The following is a 15,326-nucleotide window of genomic DNA, read 5'->3' on the forward strand; positions in this document are numbered from 1 at the left end:
GCGAAAACGCGCGGGACAGCTTTGCGTCCGGCGCAAAGCCTTGTCCGGCAAGGACTGTTGAATGTCGCCGAGACACGCCGTCAGCCGTGCCTTCGCCGGCTTTCACGAGGGCTTCAGGGAATGCGGGAAGCAATCGGCATAAATCCGCCTATTCACTCGATATCGTCTGGCGAGCTTCCGCCAGCGTCGGCGAAGTTGAGGCCGTGCTTGCGCAGTTTGTCGTGCAGCGTCTTGCGTGGCACGCCGAGGGCCTCGGCCAGGCTGCGCAGGGAGTTGTGTGAGCGGGTCAGCTCGGCGGCGATCAGTGCCCGCTCGAAGGCTTCGACCTGCTCGCTGAGGCTGCCGCTCAGGGGCGCGCTGTGCAACTGGCTGTCGATGGAGAGTTCCAGGCCCAGATCCAGGCCCAGGGCGAAGCGTTCGCCGGCGTTCTGCAGTTCGCGCACGTTGCCCGGCCAGGGGTGACGCAGGAGCATGGCGCGCTGCCCCGGCTGCAGTTCGCGATCCGGCAGGCCGTGGCGGGCGCTGGCGGTGCTGGCGAAGTGCTGGAACAGCAGCAGAATGTCCTCGCCACGCTCGCGCAGCGGCGGAATGCGCAGCGGCGCGACGTTGAGGCGGTAGTACAGGTCGGCGCGGAAACGGCCCTGGTCGGCCGCCATGCGCAGGTCTTCCTTGGTCGCGGCGATCACGCGGATGTCCAGCGGGATCAGCTGGTTGCCACCGAGCCGCTCGACCACCCGCTCCTGCAGCAGGCGCAGCAGCTTGACCTGTACCTCGAGGCTCATGCTCTCGATCTCGTCGAGGAACAGGGTGCCGCCGTTGGCGAACTCGAACTTGCCGATACGGCGTTTCTGCGCCCCGGTGAAGGCGCCGGGCTCGTGGCCGAACAGCTCGCTTTCGACCACCGACTCGGCCAGCGCACCGGCGTTGATCGCCACGAACGGACCGTCGCGGCGGTGCGACAGGTCGTGCAGGGCGCGGGCCACCACTTCCTTGCCGGCGCCGGTTTCGCCGAGGATCAGCACGTCGGTGCTGATGCTGGCCAGGGCGCCGATCTGTTCGCGCAGGCGTTGCATGGCCGGTGACTGCCCGACCAGGCGCGCCGACAGTTGCTGGCGGTCGGCCAGGGCCAGGCGCAGGCTGCGGTTGTCCAGCACCAGGCGGCGCAGGGCGATGGCGCGGCGCACGCTTTCCAGCAGGTCTTCGCTGGCGAAGGGCTTTTCCAGGAAGTCGTAGGCGCCGGCGCGCATGGCCTGTACCGCCAGGGGCACGTCGCCGTGACCGGTGATCAGCAGCACGGGCAGCTCGGCGTCCTGTTCGTGCAGTTGCTGCAGCAGTTCCAGGCCATCGACGCCGGGCATGCGGATATCGCTGACCACCACGCCGGGCCAGTCCCGTTCGATGCGTCCGGCCAGGCCTTGGGCATCGGCCAGGGTGGCGACCTTCAGTCCCGCCAGGTCGAGGGTCTGGCTGAGGGCCTGGCGCAGGTGGGGGTCGTCGTCGATCAGCAGCACCTGAGTCCGGGCATCGATGGTGGTCATACGGCAAAGTCCTCTGGCGGCTGGAAGTTGACGCCGTTTTCGGCGGTGCGCAGGCGCAGGATCAGGTGAGCGCCGCCGTCGGGGTGGTTGCTCAGCAGCAACTCGCCGCCGAGGGCGCGCATCAGGGTGTCGCAGATGGCCAGGCCCAGGCCCAGGCCCTGGGCGCTGGTCTTGGTGGTGAAGAACGGCTCGCGGGCATGGGCCAGGGCCGCCTCGGAGAAGCCAGGGCCATTGTCGCGCAGGTGCAGCTCGACCAGGTTGTCGCCGGTCTCGCTACTGATCCAGATACGACGCGGCTGCGGGCGTTCGCCGAGGGCGTCGAGGGCATTGGCCAGCAGGTTGCTCAGCACCTGGCGCAGACGGGTTTCGCCCGCCTGTACCCAGAGGGTCGCGTCCGGCAGGTCGCGGATCAATTCCACGTCCATCGCCCGCCGGCGTTTGGCCAGCAGCGCCAGGGCGTCGTCGATGGCCGGCTGCAGGGCCACGCTCTCCGGCGCATGCCGGTCACGCCGGGCGAAGGCGCGCAGGTGGGCGATGATCGAGGCCATGCGCTCGGTGAGCTGGCTGATCAGTTTGAGGTTGGCGCGGGCGTCGAGGGTGCGCGCATGGTCGAGCAGCACGCCGGCGTTTTCGGCATAGCTGCGGATGGCCGCCAGGGGCTGGTTGAGTTCGTGGCTGATGCTCGCGCTCATGGTGCCCAGGGCCGAGAGCTTGCTGGCCTGCACCAGTTCGTCCTGGGCCCGTACCAGTTCCTGCTGGGCCTGTTCGCGCTCCAGCACTTCCTGTTTCAGGCGGCTGTTGAGGCGCTCCAGGTCCTGGGTGCGCTCCTGCACGCGCAGCTCCAGCTCCTGGCGTGCGCGGGTGTTGAGGGCGATGCGGTCGAGGTAGTGGCGGCGCCGCTGCATCAGCAGGCCGAGCAGCAGGATCAGGACCAGCACGGTGGCGCCGCCGATGGCCACCACCGTGCGTACGGAGCGGTCAAGGATCACGCGCGGGGCGAGGATGCTGACGCTCCAGCCGGTTTCCTCCAGTACCCGGCTCTGGGTCAGCCAGGCCTCGGCATTGAGCAGCAGGGGCGGCGGCGACTGGGTCGGGTAGGGTTGAATGGCGGCGATCGCGGCGCGCTCGGCCTTGTCCAGCGGACGGCTGGCGTGAAACCGCCAGTCCGGGCGCGAGGTGAGGATCACCACGCCGTTGGCATCGGTCACCAGCAATTGTTCCGGGGTGGTGCCCCATAGGCTTTCGGTGTGGTCGAGGTCGACCTTGATCACCAGTACGCCGATCTTCTGCGCTTCGTCGTACACGGCGGCGGCGAAGTAGTAGCCGCGCTTGCCCGAGGTGGTGCCGAGCCCGAAGAAGCGCCCCAGGCGTCCGGCCAGGGCCTCCTGGAAGTAGGGGCGGAAGGCGAAGTTGCCTTGCACGAAGGTGTCCTGCTGATCCCAGTTGGAGGCGGCGAGGGTGACGCCGGCCGGGTTCATCAGGTAGATCACGTCGGCACCGGTCTGCTGGCGTACGCGTTTGAGCAGTTGGTTGGCCGTCAGCAGGGCCTGGGTGTCGCCCGGGTTGTCCAGCGCCGTACGCAGGCCCGGCAGGTCGCCGAGAATCTGCGGCAGCACTTCGTAGCGGCGCAGGGTGCCGAGCAGGTTGGCGACGTAGAGGTCGAGGGTCTGGCGGTTCTGCTCGGTCAGCTCGGCGCGGTAGTAACGCTCGGCCAGGTGCTGCAAGGGCCAGAGCAGCGGGATCAGCAGCAGGGCCAGTAACGCCAGGCTGCGCCAGCGGGGGCGTTTGGGCATCGTCGTGGGAATCGTGTTCATGGGAGACCCGGGCATTATGGGGGCAAAAGCCTGGGGCCGTTAACAGCGTTAAAGGCCAGGAGCCGATAAGAGCGCTGGAGGCTGAAGGCTGGACGAAAAAGCTTGACGGGGCAGGGCCCGAGCAAAAACCTGTCCAGCCTCCAGCCTCCAGCCTCCAGCCTCCAGCCTCCAGCCTAGTGTGAACTGCCCAGGCACTGCTCCAGACCCGCCTGCCAGTCTGGCAGGCGTACGCCCCATTGCCGCTCCAGGTGCGAGCCATCCAGGCGCGAGTTGAGTGGGCGGGGGGCCGGGGTCGGGTAGTCGCTGCTGGGAATGGGCGTCAACGCGGCGACCTGTTTGCCCTGGGCGCGCAGGTACGCGGCGATGGCTTCGGCGAAGCCGAACCAGGAGGTCTCGCCACGGGCGGTGAAATGGTACAGGCCCCAGGGGCCGGCCTGGCCGCTGCGCCAGCGCTGGATCAACTGGCCGCTGGCCGCGGCGATATCGCCGGCCCAAGTCGGGGCGCCGATCTGATCGGCGACCACCTTGAGTTCCTCGCGCTCCTGCAGCAGGCGCTGCATGGTCAGCAGGAAGTTGCGCCCGTGCAGGGAATACACCCAACTGGTGCGCAGGATCAGGTGCGCGCCGCCGACGGCGGCGATGGCCTGCTCGCCGGCCAGTTTGCTGCGGCCGTAGACGCTGAGCGGGTTGGGTGCGTCGTTCTCGACGTAGGCGCCGGCCTTGCTGCCGTCGAACACGTAGTCGGTGGAGTAGTGGATCAGCGGCACGCCGAGGTCGGCGGCCTCTTCGGCCAATACGCCGGGGGCGCTGGCATTGATCGCGAAGGCCGCTGCGGGCTCGCTTTCGGCCAGATCGACGGCCGTATGGGCGGCGGCGTTGATGATCAGTTGCGGGCGGAGCTCGCGAATGCGCTGGCGGATATGCCGGGCCTCGCCCGCCAGATCCAGTCGTTCGCGGCCCAGCACCAGCAGCTCGAGCGGTGCGTCCAGGCTCGCCTGCAGTTCGCGGCTGACCTGGCCGTGCTGGCCGAGTAGCAGCACCTTCATGGGAATACCTGCGCCTGCTCGAGGCTCAGGCCCTGCTGATCCTTGCCGGAAAGCAGCGGCGTGCCCTGCAGCGGCCAGTCGATGGCCAGTTGCGGATCGTCCCAGCGGATGCAGCGCTCATGGGCGGGGGCGTAATAATCGGTGGTCTTGTAGAGGAACTCGGCGAATTCGCTGAGCACCAGGAAACCATGGGCGAAGCCTTCCGGAATCCACATCTGGCGCCTGTTGTCGGCGGACAGGTGCACGCCGACCCACTGGCCGAAGGTGGGCGACCGGCGGCGCAGGTCCACGGCGACGTCGTAGACTTCGCCGGCAGTGACCCGCACCAGCTTGCCCTGGGCCTGCTGCACCTGGTAGTGCAGGCCGCGCAGCACGCCGCGCTGCGAGCGCGAGTGGTTGTCCTGGACGAAGTCGCGCTGCAGGCCGGTGGCCTCCTGGAAGGCGCGGGCGTTGAAGCTTTCGTAGAAGAAACCGCGATCGTCGCCGAACACCTTGGGTTCGAGGATGAACACGTCGGCCAGTGTGGTTTCGATGACTTGCATTACTTGTCCTCTGCCAGGCTGAACAGGTACTGGCCGTAGCCGGTCTTGCCGAAGGCCTTGGCCTGGGCGAGCAACCGATCGCGATCGATCCAGCCCTGCTGGTAGGCGATCTCTTCCGGGCAGGCGACCTTCAGGCCCTGGCGATGTTCGATGGTCTGTACGTACTGCGAGGCTTCCAGCAGGCTGTCGTGGGTGCCGGTGTCGAGCCAGGCGAAGCCGCGGCCGAAACGTTCGACGCGCAGGTCGCCGCGCTGCAGGTAGGCGTTGTTGACGTCGGTGATCTCCAGTTCGCCGCGCGGCGAGGGTTTGACCGCCTTGGCGATCTCGATCACGTCGTTGTCGTAGAAGTACAGCCCGGTGACCGCATAGTGGGAGCGCGGCTGTTCGGGCTTCTCCTCGATGGAGATGGCCTGGCCCTGTTCGTCGAACTCGACCACGCCGAAACGCGAGGGGTCCTTGACCCAGTAGCCGAACACCGTGGCGCCCTTGTCCGTCGCCGCGGCGCGCAGCAGTTTCTCGGTGAAGTGCTGGCCGTGGAAGATGTTGTCGCCGAGGATCAGGCACACCGAGTCGTCGCCGATGAAGCGTTCGCCGATGACGAAGGCCCGCGCCAGGCCGTCTGGCGTCGGCTGTTCGGCATAGCTCAGCTGCAGGCCGAACTGGCTGCCGTCGCCGAGCATCTTCTCGAATTGCGGCAGGTCGTGGGGCGTGGAGATGATCAGGATCTCGCGGATGCCGGCGAGCATCAGCACCGACAGCGGGTAGTAGATCATCGGTTTGTCGTAGATCGGCAGCAACTGCTTGGACACGCCCAGGGTGATCGGGTGCAGGCGGGTGCCGGAGCCGCCGGCGAGGATGATGCCTTTCATTGCCTGTGCTCCTGGGGCGCGCCCAGCCGTTCGCGCTGATAGCTGCCGTCCTGTACACGGCGGCACCAGTGCAGGTTGTCCAGGTACCAGCGCACGGTCTTGCGCAGGCCGCTGTCGAAGGTTTCCTCGGGGGTCCAGCCCAGCTCGCGTTCGATCTTGCCGGCGTCGATGGCGTAGCGCAGGTCGTGGCCAGGGCGATCGGTGACGAAGCTGATCTGTTCGCGGTAGGAGCCTGCCGCCCGCGGCTGCAATTCGTCGAGCAGGTCGCAGATGGCCTGCACCACGTCCAGGTTCTTCTGCTCGTTATGGCCGCCGATGTTGTAGGTCTCGCCGACCTGGCCACGGCTGACCACCTGCAGCAGGGCCCGGGCGTGATCCTCGACGAACAGCCAGTCGCGCACCTGCTGGCCGTTGCCGTACACCGGCAGCGGCTTGCCATCCAGGGCGTTGAGGATGACCAGGGGAATCAGCTTTTCCGGGAAGTGGTAGGGGCCGTAGTTGTTCGAGCAGTTGGTCAGCAGCACCGGCAGGCCGTAGGTGCGTTGCCAGGCGCGCACCAGGTGGTCGGATGCCGCCTTGCTCGCCGAGTAGGGCGAGCTGGGCGCATAGGGCGTCTGCTCGGTGAACAGCTCGTCGACGCCATGCAGGTCGCCGTATACCTCGTCGGTGGAAATATGGTGGAAGCGAAACGCCTGGCGACGCTGCTCGTCCAGGCCCAGCCAGTAGGCGCGGGTGGCCTCGAGCAGGGCATAGGTGCCGACGATGTTGGTCTGGATGAAGGCGGCCGGGCCGTCGATGGAGCGGTCGACGTGGGACTCGGCGGCCAGGTGCATGATGGCGTCGGGCTGGAAGCGCTGCAGGGCATCGGCCACGACCGGCTGATCGCCGATATCGGCCTGCAGGAAGCTGTAGCGCGGGTTGTCTTCGACCGACTGCAGCGACTCGAGATTGCCGGCGTAGGTCAGCTTGTCGAGGTTGAGCACTTGGTGCTCGGTGTCGTTCAGCAGGTGGCGAATCAGTGCCGAGCCGATAAAGCCCGCGCCGCCGGTAACCAGAATGCGCATGGAAGGGTAACCCTGTACGAAAAGGTGCCAAGTATGCCCGGCGCGCCTGGGCCCCGTACAGCCATAACCCCATCGGCTGTCAGCCGCTGCCAGGGGTGATGGGCGTCACCGCCAGGCAACCACCGCGTCGCCCGACCGTCGCCTGGCTTGCGGCCTGGGCTGCGGCCGGTGGGTTTCGCGCTTCGCTGGAGGCGTTGTGCCTATAAGGTTTTCTAGGAACTGGGAACGCCCGCCGCCCGTGTAGGAGCGTCGACCTCGGCGCGATACGCATGCGGTCATCCCGCAAAATCCGTGGTGTGACCGCTATTCGCTGCGAGGTCGCAGCGCCTACAGGGCCAGGGCAACCCGCCGTTTTGCGGGCCAAACGCTTGACTGACTGGCATCAGGCATTGTGCCGGGGTTCACAGGCGTGCGCTGGCGAAGGTGTCGCAGGCGCCGACCTGGCCGTTGTCGAAGCCGGCCTTGAACCAGTGCGTGCGCTGCGCCGAGGTGCCATGGGTAAAGGAGTCCGGCACCACCTGGCCGCGTGCCCGTTGCTGCAAGCGGTCATCGCCGATGGCGTTGGCCGCGTTCAAGGCCTCCTCCAGGTCGCCCGGCTCCAGCCAGTCCAGGCGCCGCTGGGCATTGTGCGCCCAGACCCCGGCCAGGCAGTCGGCCTGCAGTTCCTGGCGTACCAGCAGGCCGTTGGCGCCCTCCAGCTTCTCGCCCCGCTGGCGGGCGGCATCGACCTTGGCCGAGACGCCCAGCAGGGTCTGCACGTGATGGCCGACTTCGTGGGCGATGACATAGGCCTGGGCGAAGTCGCCGGCGGCGGCGAAGCGCTGTTCCAGCTCGCGGAAGAAGCTCAGGTCGAGGTAGACCCGTTGATCGCCCGGGCAATAGAACGGGCCGACCGCCGAACTGGCGAAGCCGCAGGCGGATTCCACGCCACCGTCGAACAGCACCAGGGTCGGATCGCGATACTGGCGCCCGGCGGACTGGAAGATGTCGCGCCAGGTGTCTTCGGTATCGCCGAGGATCGCGCGGACGAATTCCGACTGTTCGTCGTTGCCGGCGGTCTGCTGCGGTTGGCTGCTGGAGTAGGGCGTGGACTGGCCCGCCAACTGGCCGAGGATCTGCAACGGGTCCTGACCCAGCAGCAGCCCGACCACCACGACCACGGCGATGCCGCCCAGGCTCAGGCCGCGACCACCGCCGAAGCGCATGCCGCCGCCGCGGCCGCGGGCATCCACCACGTTGTCACTGCGTCGTGCTCGTTTCCAGCGCATGTCGATATCCTTGCGGGTTGTTGCGGTTGGGCTCAATTGCCCGGGTAGCTGCTGACCACGCTTTCGCCACCCTGTTCGTCCAGGCCGATGACCTGGTAGGCATCGCGGATGTCGCCGCGTTCCATGCCGGGCGAGCCGGTGGGCATGCCCGGTGCGGCGATACCGAGCAGATCGGCGCGTTGGCGCAGTTTGAGGATGTCCGCCGCCGGCACATGGCCTTCGACGAATTTGCCGTCGATCACGCCGGTGTGGCAGGAGCCCAGGTGTTGCGGTACGCCCAGGCGCTGCTTGACGGCCTGCATGTCGCTTTCGACATGGTCGTTGACCTGGAAGCCGTTGGCCTGCAGGTGGCTGATCCAGCCCTTGCAGCAGCCGCAGTTGGCGTCGCGGTGCACATCGATGGTCAGGGGCTCGGCGGCCTGGACGATACCGGCGAACAGGCCGGCGAGCAGAAACAGTGGGCGCATGCTGGGAATCCTTGCTGAACGTTGGGCGAGCATAGCGCCGGGAAGCGCCATTGGCTCTAGCCACTGATCTTTCCGCTCGCCCATGGTCTGGTACGCGGCCTCATCGGCGGATGCGTTGCTCGTCCGGCGGCGAGGCAGGAGGCCTGATCGAAGCGCCGGCGCCGAACGAGGCGCCAGGTGGCCTATGCTCACCTGATCATAGCGCCGGAAGGAGCCTGTTCATGTCGATTGCCCGTGTATTGCTCGCTGTGCAGATGCTGGTGCTCGCCGGGTTTGGCATCGCCTATTTTCTGCGCCCCCACGAGATGGGCGCGATGAGCGGCATGTTGCTGATGGAAGCCTCGGCGGTGACCGATGTACGCGCCCACTACGGCACCTTGCCGATCGGCGTGGCGGTTTTTCTCGGGCTTGGCCTGTGGCGGCGTGAACTGACTCGCCCGGCTCTGCTGTTGCTGCTGGTGCTCTACCTCAGCCTGGCATTGGGACGTTTCACCGGTCTGTGGCTCGATGGCGGCGCGCAGCAGACCTTCAACCTCTGGGCTGCGCTGTTCGAGGTGGTATCCGCCGGCCTGTCGGGATGGACGCTGCAGCAGCTGGGTGAGCGTCGCCGGCCGCCGTTGCGGGCCGCGGATGAGTGACCTGCGCGTGCGGGCCGCCGACGGTGCGCACGCCGCAGCGATCAGCGGGGTCATCGTCCAGGCCTTGCGCCAACGCGATGCGCTGGCGGTGATCGAGCGCGTAGCGGGCAATTTTACCGCAGCCGGCGTGGCACGACTGCTTGCGCTCCGCCAGGTGTGGGTGGCCGAGCTCGATAACGCCATCGTCGGCACGGCCAGTCTGGATGGCGAGGTCGTGCACGGTGACGAGCGGACACTGGTGATGGTGCGCGATCTGCCCTGATGCGCGGCATTTCTTGCGGGTAATAAAAAACCCGCCGAAGCGGGTTTTGTACTGACCAATGCCAACATCCTGTCGGCCGCCATCCTGGCTATGGTCACGTCATCCATGACCCTGAGCACGTCCTGTGCTGCAGGAATGAGTCCAGATTACGGCGTCATTGATTTGTCGGCGAGAGCGAACCTGCGCATTGTCGTGTAAGCCTTTTGCCATAGCGATACCGGAAATCCGCTCGATCCGCACGTCTTTCGCCATGTGAGGCGTATCCCAACAAGCTTTAACAACCTTTAACAACACCGCCCGGCGATCACTCCCTAGGCTTCGAGTCGTTGCAGGAAAGCCCGCTCGTCGAGGTGGCTTTCCTGAAACCGGTCGCACCGCTGTGGTGCCCGCCAACTTCCCTTGATTTCGTTCGGAGATATCCCATGGCTGAGACTCCTCCAGTAAGCAGTGGCAACGCAGACGCCGCCATCGACAAGATGTCGGCGGTGTTCGATATGGCGATCGAGAAGTCCGCCAAGATCACTGAAATCACCACGGCCAAGAAGGCCGAACTCGACGCCACCAAACAGCGTCCGCAGAACTGACCCGGGTTCGCAGGCGGCGCTCGCGTCGCCTGCGACCTGTGTCTGCGCCGAACTCCGGCTGAGCCCTTGTCGTCGCCGGGCACCGGCCAGCCAAACGATTTTCGATCCTTTCCGCGAGCCGCAACTGGGTGAGTCAAATGACAGCGATGGCCTCTCATCCGTCCACATCGAACAGTGGCGACCTGCCCCGGCTGGAGGTTACCGCCGGCGTTCACCGCGGCGTTTCCCTGGTGCTCGACGAGGCGGTCTGCAGCATCGGCTCCGACGAGACCTCGAGCCTGGTGCTCAGCGACGCCGACGTCGCCGAACGCCACCTGATTCTGCGTTTTTCCGGGCGCCAGGTCGGCGTCGAGGCCTGCGGTGGCGATGTCCGGGTGTTCCGGGCCGGGCGCGAGACCCTGTTGCCACGCGGCCATGGCTACCGTGGCAGGCTGCCCCTGGAGCTGCGTATCGGTGAGGCCCGTCTGAGCCTGGCCGAGACCGCGCGCGGCGCCGCCAGTGCCAATCCGGTCTGGTATGGCAAGGCCCAGTGGGGCATCGCCGCGGCCTTCATGTTCATCTGCGCCGGGGCCCTGGCGATGCTGCGCGACGGCCCTCTGCTCGAGGCCGAGCCCATGCGGGTGCAGGTGGCCGGCGAGCTGGCCGAGCCGGAGGCGCGCACGCGTGGCGCCTCCCTGGAACTGGCCCGTGCCGATCTCGCCCGCCAGGCCGAAGCGGCCGGGCTGAACAACCTGCAACTGAGCGTCAGCGTCGGCCAGTTGCAGGCCAGCGGCACCGTCGAGGCCGGCCAGGAGCAGGACTGGGTCGCCCTGCAGCAGTATTTCGACGGCCGTTACGGCCGCCAGTACGTGCTGCGTGGCGATGTCCACGTGCGCGAAAGCGCGGCGCGGCCACGCCTCAACTTCCAGGCCGTGTGGTTCGGCGAGAAGCCCTACGTGATCAATGCCTCGGGGGCGCGTCTGTACCCCGGGGCACCGCTGGAAGGCGGCTGGAAGATCGAGCGCATCGAAGCCGGGCAGGTGGTGCTGGCGCTCGGTGCCGAGCGTTTCGCCCTGACCCTCGAGTCGCCGCAAACGCCTGAGGGCTGACCGATGAAGATCGACACGCGCCCGCTGGTTTCCGGCAGTGAGCTGGCGCCCCAGCGCAGTGCCCATGCCGCCCCGGTTGCGCCGTCGGACCCCGTCGTCGGCCTGCCCCCGGTACGCGAGCCGGGGGCCCCGCGCAACGCCGTCGGCCACTCGCTGCGCGGTGAGCTGGAGGGGCTGGCGCACGCCGGCGGCGTGGAGCCGAGCCTGTTCTGCGGCTCGCGGCCGGTGCAGATCCTCGAGGACATCCTGGAACGCATCCTGCCCTCGCTGGACCTGGAGGGGGAAACCCGAACCCTGGCCATGGCCCTGCTGCGCGAGGAGATCGACACCCGCCAGGCGCTGGATCGGCAGCGTGTGGAGGTGGGCGAATGATGCCGCGCGACGATCGCGACGCCGCCCATCTGCTGCAAGGGCTGGGCGACCTCTATCTGCGCGTCGGGCAGGCGCCGCGGGCACTGGTATTGCTGTTGCTGGCGGTGCAGATCGACCCCGATGACGGTGCCCTGCTGCGGCGCCTGGTGGCCGCCTTCACCGCCACCGGCGATGGCGCGCGGGCGTTGCTGACCCTGGATCGCCTGCAGGCCCTGGAGGGCGAGTCGCCGACCGGGCTGCTGTTGCGCAGCCGCGCCCTGTGGCGGGCCGGCCAGCCCGCCGCCGCGCGTGAGTGCTTTGCCCGTTATCGCCGCGCACGTCTGGAGCAAGCCCTATGATGAACCGTCTCAGCGCCCTGGCGGGCATGGCCGCGCAACGCACCGAAGTGGTGATCGTGGCGTTCATGATGATGGCCATCGTGATGATGATCATCCCGTTGCCGACCTACCTGGTCGATACCCTGATCGGCATCAGCATCGCCTTGAGCATCCTGGTGCTGATCGTCGCCTTCTACATCAGCAAGCCCCTGGAGCTGTCGGCGCTGCCGGCGCTGATCCTGCTCAGCACGCTGTTCCGCCTGGCGCTGTCGATCAGCACCACGCGGCTGATCCTGCTGCACGGCGATGCCGGGCACATCATCGAGGCCTTCGGCAAGTTCGTCATCGCCGGCGAGGTGGTGGTCGGCCTGGTGATCTTCCTGATCATCACCGTGGCGCAGTTCGTGGTGATCACCAAGGGCGCCGAACGGGTCGCCGAAGTGGCCGCGCGCTTCAGCCTGGATGCCATGCCCGGCAAGCAGATGAGCATCGACAACGACCTGCGCAACGGCGACATCGACGCCGGCGAGGCGCGTCGCCGGCGTTCCGACCTGCAGCGCGAAAGCCAGCTGTTCGGCGCCATGGACGGCTCGATGAAGTTCGTCAAGGGCGATGCCATCGCCGGCCTGATCATCCTCTTCGTCAATCTGATCGGCGGCCTGCTGATCGGCATGCTGTCGCGTGGCATGTCGTTCGCCGAGGCTGGGCACACCTATTCGCTGCTCACCGTGGGCGACGGCCTGATCGCGCAGATCCCGGCGCTGCTGATCGCGGTCGCCGCCGGCACCGTGGTCACCCGGGTCAACAACGAGGCCGAGGAGGCCGACCTGGGCACCGAGATCATCCGCCAGATGGGCGCCAGCCAGCGGGCCTTGAGCCTGACCGCGCTGATCCTCGCCGCGGTGGCGTTCATTCCCGGCTTCCCGGCGGCGGTGTTCCTCGGCCTGGCCGCCGTGCTCGGCACCTGCGCCTGGCTGCTGGCGCGGCGTCACCAGCGTGAGCGGCTGGCGGCCGCCGCGGAGGCGGCGCCAGCCGCGCCGAGCGAAACCACGCAGGACCGCGAGCCCGCCGAAGAAGCGGAGACGGCGCCGCTGCCGAGCGACAGCCGCATCCTGCTGTCCCTGGGGCCGGCGCTGGCCGAGGTGGCGCCGCGGCAGCCGTTCAGGCAGCGTCTCGAGGAGCTTTGCCACGACCTGCACAATGAACTGGGCATCGAATTTCCGCTGCCGGCCGTGCAGATCGACATGGGCGCCGCCGGTGGCCGTTTCCGCATCGAGCTGGAAGGCGTGCCGGTGGACCAGGGCGAACTGTCCAGCGCCCAGGTGCTGCTGCGCGACGACCCGCTGCACCTGCAACTGCTGGACATCCAGGGCGAGGAAAAGGCCTCGCCGCTGAGCGCGCGGCCCGGGGTCTGGGTCGACGCCGCGCGGCAGGCCGAGCTGGACGAGGCGGGCATCGGCTACCTGCGCCCCGACGAAATCCTGCGTGAGGTGCTGGCGCGGGCCATGCGCCGTTATGCCGGGGATTTCCTCGGCATCCAGGAAACCCGGCAACTGCTCGCCCAGCTCGAAGACAGCCACGCCGAGCTGGTCAAGGAAGCGCTGCGCGTGGTGCCCCTGCAGCGCATCGCCGAGGCCCTGCGCCGCCTGGTGGCCGAGGGCGTGTCGATCCGCAACCGCCGCGCGCTGCTCGAAGCGATGGTCGAGTGGGGCCCCCGCGAAGGCGATGTCGGGCGCTTCAGCGATTACCTGCGCGGCGCCCTGGCCCGGCAGATCAGCCACCAGCATGCCGACGGCAACCGGGTGATCGCCGCCTTCGTCCTCGGCTCCGGCCTGGAAACGCAACTGCTCGAGGCGGCCCGCCAGCAGGACACCGGGCGTGGCGAGATCCGCGCCCGCGAGGTCACCCGCGGCCTGCTCAAGGCGCTGCGCCAGCACTGCGCGCAGTTGCCCGACACCCTCAGGCCCACCCTGGTGGTGCACCCCGAACTGCGCCGCAGAATCCTGCGCCTGTGTATTCGCGACGAACTGGAGATGGCCGTGCTGTCCTTTACCGAACTGGCTCCGGAATACAGCCTGCAGGCGATCAAGGTGATCAGCCCGTCCTCGATGGCGCGCGCCGAAGCGCTGGAAACGGCGCCGGCGGCGTCCCTGGCGGGTGCCTCGTGAGGGCTGGCTGGCAGCGTTCGCTGCTACTGCTGATCTGCTGGCTGCCGTGGCCGGCGCTGGCGCAGTTGCCCAGCGGCGGCAGCATCGACCTGGCCTCGGGCGAAGGGCGCATCATGCGCTTCGGCCAGCCGGTGGATTCGGTGATGATCGCCGAGCCGGGCATCGCCGACCTGCAGGTGATCTCGCCGGGGGTGATCTACGTGTTCGGCAAGCGTACCGGGCACACCACACTGGTGGCCCTGGGCAGCGACGATCGCGAGATCGCCAGCGTCGAGCTGAACGTCGGCAGCAACGCCCGGCCGCTGAGCAGCGCCCTGCGTGCGCGCCATCCGCAGAGCGCCACCGAGGTGGCCGGCGTCGGCAACCGCCTGGCCGCCCGCGGCCAGGTGCGCGATGTCGGCGAGGCGCTGGATCTGAACGCCCTGCTCGACCCCAGCGGCCAGGACTGGCAGGGCGCGGTGAATACCGCCACCTACGGCGGCTCGGCGCAGATCAACATCCGCGTGCGCTTCGCCGAGGTGTCCCGCGAGGAGCTGCTGCGCTACGGGGTGAGCTGGAACGCGCTGTTCAACAACGGCACCTTCTCCTTCGGCCTGCTGACCGGCGGCAACCTGGCGGCGGAAGCGGCCAGCGGCGCTTCCAACCTGATCGGCATCGGCCTCAACAGTGGCCATTTCAACATCGATACGGTGCTCGAGGCGCTGCAGAGCCATGGCGTGCTGGAGATTCTCGCCGAGCCGAACATCACCGCCATGACCGGCGAGACGGCGAGCTTTCTCGCCGGCGGCGAGGTGCCGGTGCCGGTGCCGGTCAACAGCGACCTGGTCGGCATCGAGTACAAGTCCTACGGCGTCTCCCTGCTGTTCAGCCCGACCCTGCTGCCCAATGACCGCATCGGCCTGCAGGTCCGCCCCGAAGTCAGCAGCCTGATGGGCGGCAGCACCCTGGAAGTGTCCGGTTTCCGCGTGCCCTCGTTCCGCGTACGGCGCGCCGACACCCGGGTCGAGGTGGGCAGCGGGCAGACCTTCGCCATCGCCGGCCTGTTCCAGCGCGAAAACGCCCAGGACGTGGAGAAGCTGCCGCTGCTCGGCGACATGCCGATCCTCGGCAACCTGTTCCGCTCCAAGCGTTTCCAGCGCAACGAAACCGAACTGGTGATCCTCATCACCCCGTACCTGGTCGAGCCGGTGCAGACCCAGGCCCTGCTCACGCCGCTGGACCGTACGCCCGCCAGCCGCGTCGCCAGCTCCACGGGCAGCGGCGCCTTCGGCTTCCACCTGCAATGAAAG

Annotated in this window: 16 protein-coding genes; 8 read left to right on the forward strand and 8 right to left on the reverse strand. The window is 67.8% G+C overall.

The annotated features are described in order from the left end of the window. Positions 1-152: 152 nt before the first annotated feature. The 8 genes from DNK34_RS07855 to DNK34_RS07890 all read right to left on the reverse strand — a co-directional run bounded on the left by DNK34_RS07855 (position 153) and on the right by DNK34_RS07890 (position 8,608). Positions 153-1,538 carry a sigma-54-dependent transcriptional regulator gene (locus DNK34_RS07855; protein ID WP_131173284.1) on the reverse strand — a complete coding sequence of 462 codons (1,386 nt, stop codon included), beginning with the start codon at positions 1,536-1,538 and terminating at the stop codon, positions 153-155. Further along, positions 1,535-3,352 carry a sensor histidine kinase gene (locus DNK34_RS07860; protein ID WP_207401568.1) on the reverse strand — a complete coding sequence of 606 codons (1,818 nt, stop codon included), beginning with the start codon at positions 3,350-3,352 and terminating at the stop codon, positions 1,535-1,537. The genes DNK34_RS07855 and DNK34_RS07860 overlap by 4 nt, the downstream gene beginning before the upstream one ends. 173 nt (positions 3,353-3,525) lie before the next feature. Next, on the reverse strand, positions 3,526-4,398 hold the full coding sequence (rfbD, locus tag DNK34_RS07865) for a dTDP-4-dehydrorhamnose reductase (RefSeq protein ID WP_131173283.1): 873 nt from the start codon (positions 4,396-4,398) through the stop codon (positions 3,526-3,528). Next, positions 4,395-4,940, reverse strand: a complete 546-nt coding sequence (gene rfbC, locus DNK34_RS07870) for a dTDP-4-dehydrorhamnose 3,5-epimerase (protein WP_131173282.1) — start codon at positions 4,938-4,940, stop codon at positions 4,395-4,397. The genes rfbD and rfbC overlap by 4 nt, the downstream gene beginning before the upstream one ends. Beyond that, positions 4,940-5,809, reverse strand: coding sequence for a glucose-1-phosphate thymidylyltransferase RfbA (gene rfbA / locus DNK34_RS07875; protein WP_131173281.1), 870 nt, complete (start codon positions 5,807-5,809; stop codon positions 4,940-4,942). The genes rfbC and rfbA overlap by 1 nt, the downstream gene beginning before the upstream one ends. Next, entirely contained in the window at positions 5,806-6,873 is a 1,068-nt protein-coding gene (gene rfbB, locus DNK34_RS07880) for a dTDP-glucose 4,6-dehydratase (RefSeq protein ID WP_131173280.1), read from the reverse strand. The genes rfbA and rfbB overlap by 4 nt, the downstream gene beginning before the upstream one ends. A gap of 401 nt (positions 6,874-7,274) precedes the next feature. After that, positions 7,275-8,141 (reverse strand): KPN_02809 family neutral zinc metallopeptidase, encoded by an 867-nt coding sequence (ypfJ, locus tag DNK34_RS07885; RefSeq protein WP_131173279.1) that lies wholly within the window; start codon positions 8,139-8,141, stop codon positions 7,275-7,277. Positions 8,142-8,173: 32 nt separating this feature from the next. Further along, entirely contained in the window at positions 8,174-8,608 is a 435-nt protein-coding gene (locus DNK34_RS07890) for a DUF411 domain-containing protein (RefSeq protein WP_131173278.1), read from the reverse strand. Between the two features lie 221 nt (positions 8,609-8,829). Between DNK34_RS07890 and DNK34_RS07895 the strand changes: the two genes are divergently transcribed. The 8 genes from DNK34_RS07895 to DNK34_RS07925 all read left to right on the forward strand — a co-directional run bounded on the left by DNK34_RS07895 (position 8,830) and on the right by DNK34_RS07925 (position 15,323). Further along, on the forward strand, positions 8,830-9,246 hold the full coding sequence (locus tag DNK34_RS07895; RefSeq protein WP_131173277.1) for a DUF4345 domain-containing protein: 417 nt from the start codon (positions 8,830-8,832) through the stop codon (positions 9,244-9,246). Continuing rightward, a complete protein-coding gene (locus tag DNK34_RS07900; protein WP_131173276.1) occupies positions 9,239-9,508 on the forward strand; it encodes a hypothetical protein in 270 nt (89 codons plus the stop codon). The genes DNK34_RS07895 and DNK34_RS07900 overlap by 8 nt, the downstream gene beginning before the upstream one ends. 422 nt (positions 9,509-9,930) lie before the next feature. Then, positions 9,931-10,092: a hypothetical protein gene (locus DNK34_RS25395; protein ID WP_165493604.1), complete on the forward strand. Its 162-nt coding sequence runs from the start codon at positions 9,931-9,933 to the stop codon at positions 10,090-10,092. A 146-nt stretch (positions 10,093-10,238) separates the two neighbouring features. Then, positions 10,239-11,180 carry a SctD/MshK family protein gene (locus DNK34_RS07905; protein WP_242675191.1) on the forward strand — a complete coding sequence of 314 codons (942 nt, stop codon included), beginning with the start codon at positions 10,239-10,241 and terminating at the stop codon, positions 11,178-11,180. A 3-nt stretch (positions 11,181-11,183) separates the two neighbouring features. Then, positions 11,184-11,552 carry a hypothetical protein gene (locus DNK34_RS07910; protein WP_131173274.1) on the forward strand — a complete coding sequence of 123 codons (369 nt, stop codon included), beginning with the start codon at positions 11,184-11,186 and terminating at the stop codon, positions 11,550-11,552. Further along, complete coding sequence (locus DNK34_RS07915; RefSeq protein ID WP_131173407.1) at positions 11,552-11,890, forward strand: tetratricopeptide repeat protein; 339 nt, start codon at positions 11,552-11,554, stop codon at positions 11,888-11,890. The genes DNK34_RS07910 and DNK34_RS07915 overlap by 1 nt, the downstream gene beginning before the upstream one ends. Continuing rightward, the gene (sctV, locus tag DNK34_RS07920; protein ID WP_242675293.1) at positions 11,887-14,037 is read left to right on the forward strand and encodes a type III secretion system export apparatus subunit SctV; all 2,151 of its coding nucleotides are present in this window, start codon (positions 11,887-11,889) and stop codon (positions 14,035-14,037) included. Before DNK34_RS07915 ends, sctV begins: the two co-directional genes overlap by 4 nt. 20 nt (positions 14,038-14,057) lie before the next feature. After that, positions 14,058-15,323 carry a type II and III secretion system protein family protein gene (locus tag DNK34_RS07925; RefSeq protein WP_242675196.1) on the forward strand — a complete coding sequence of 422 codons (1,266 nt, stop codon included), beginning with the start codon at positions 14,058-14,060 and terminating at the stop codon, positions 15,321-15,323. The last annotated feature ends 3 nt before the right edge of the window (positions 15,324-15,326 follow it).

This window comes from Phytopseudomonas dryadis (genome assembly GCF_004327355.1).
Lineage (GTDB): Bacteria > Pseudomonadota > Gammaproteobacteria > Pseudomonadales > Pseudomonadaceae > Aquipseudomonas > Aquipseudomonas dryadis.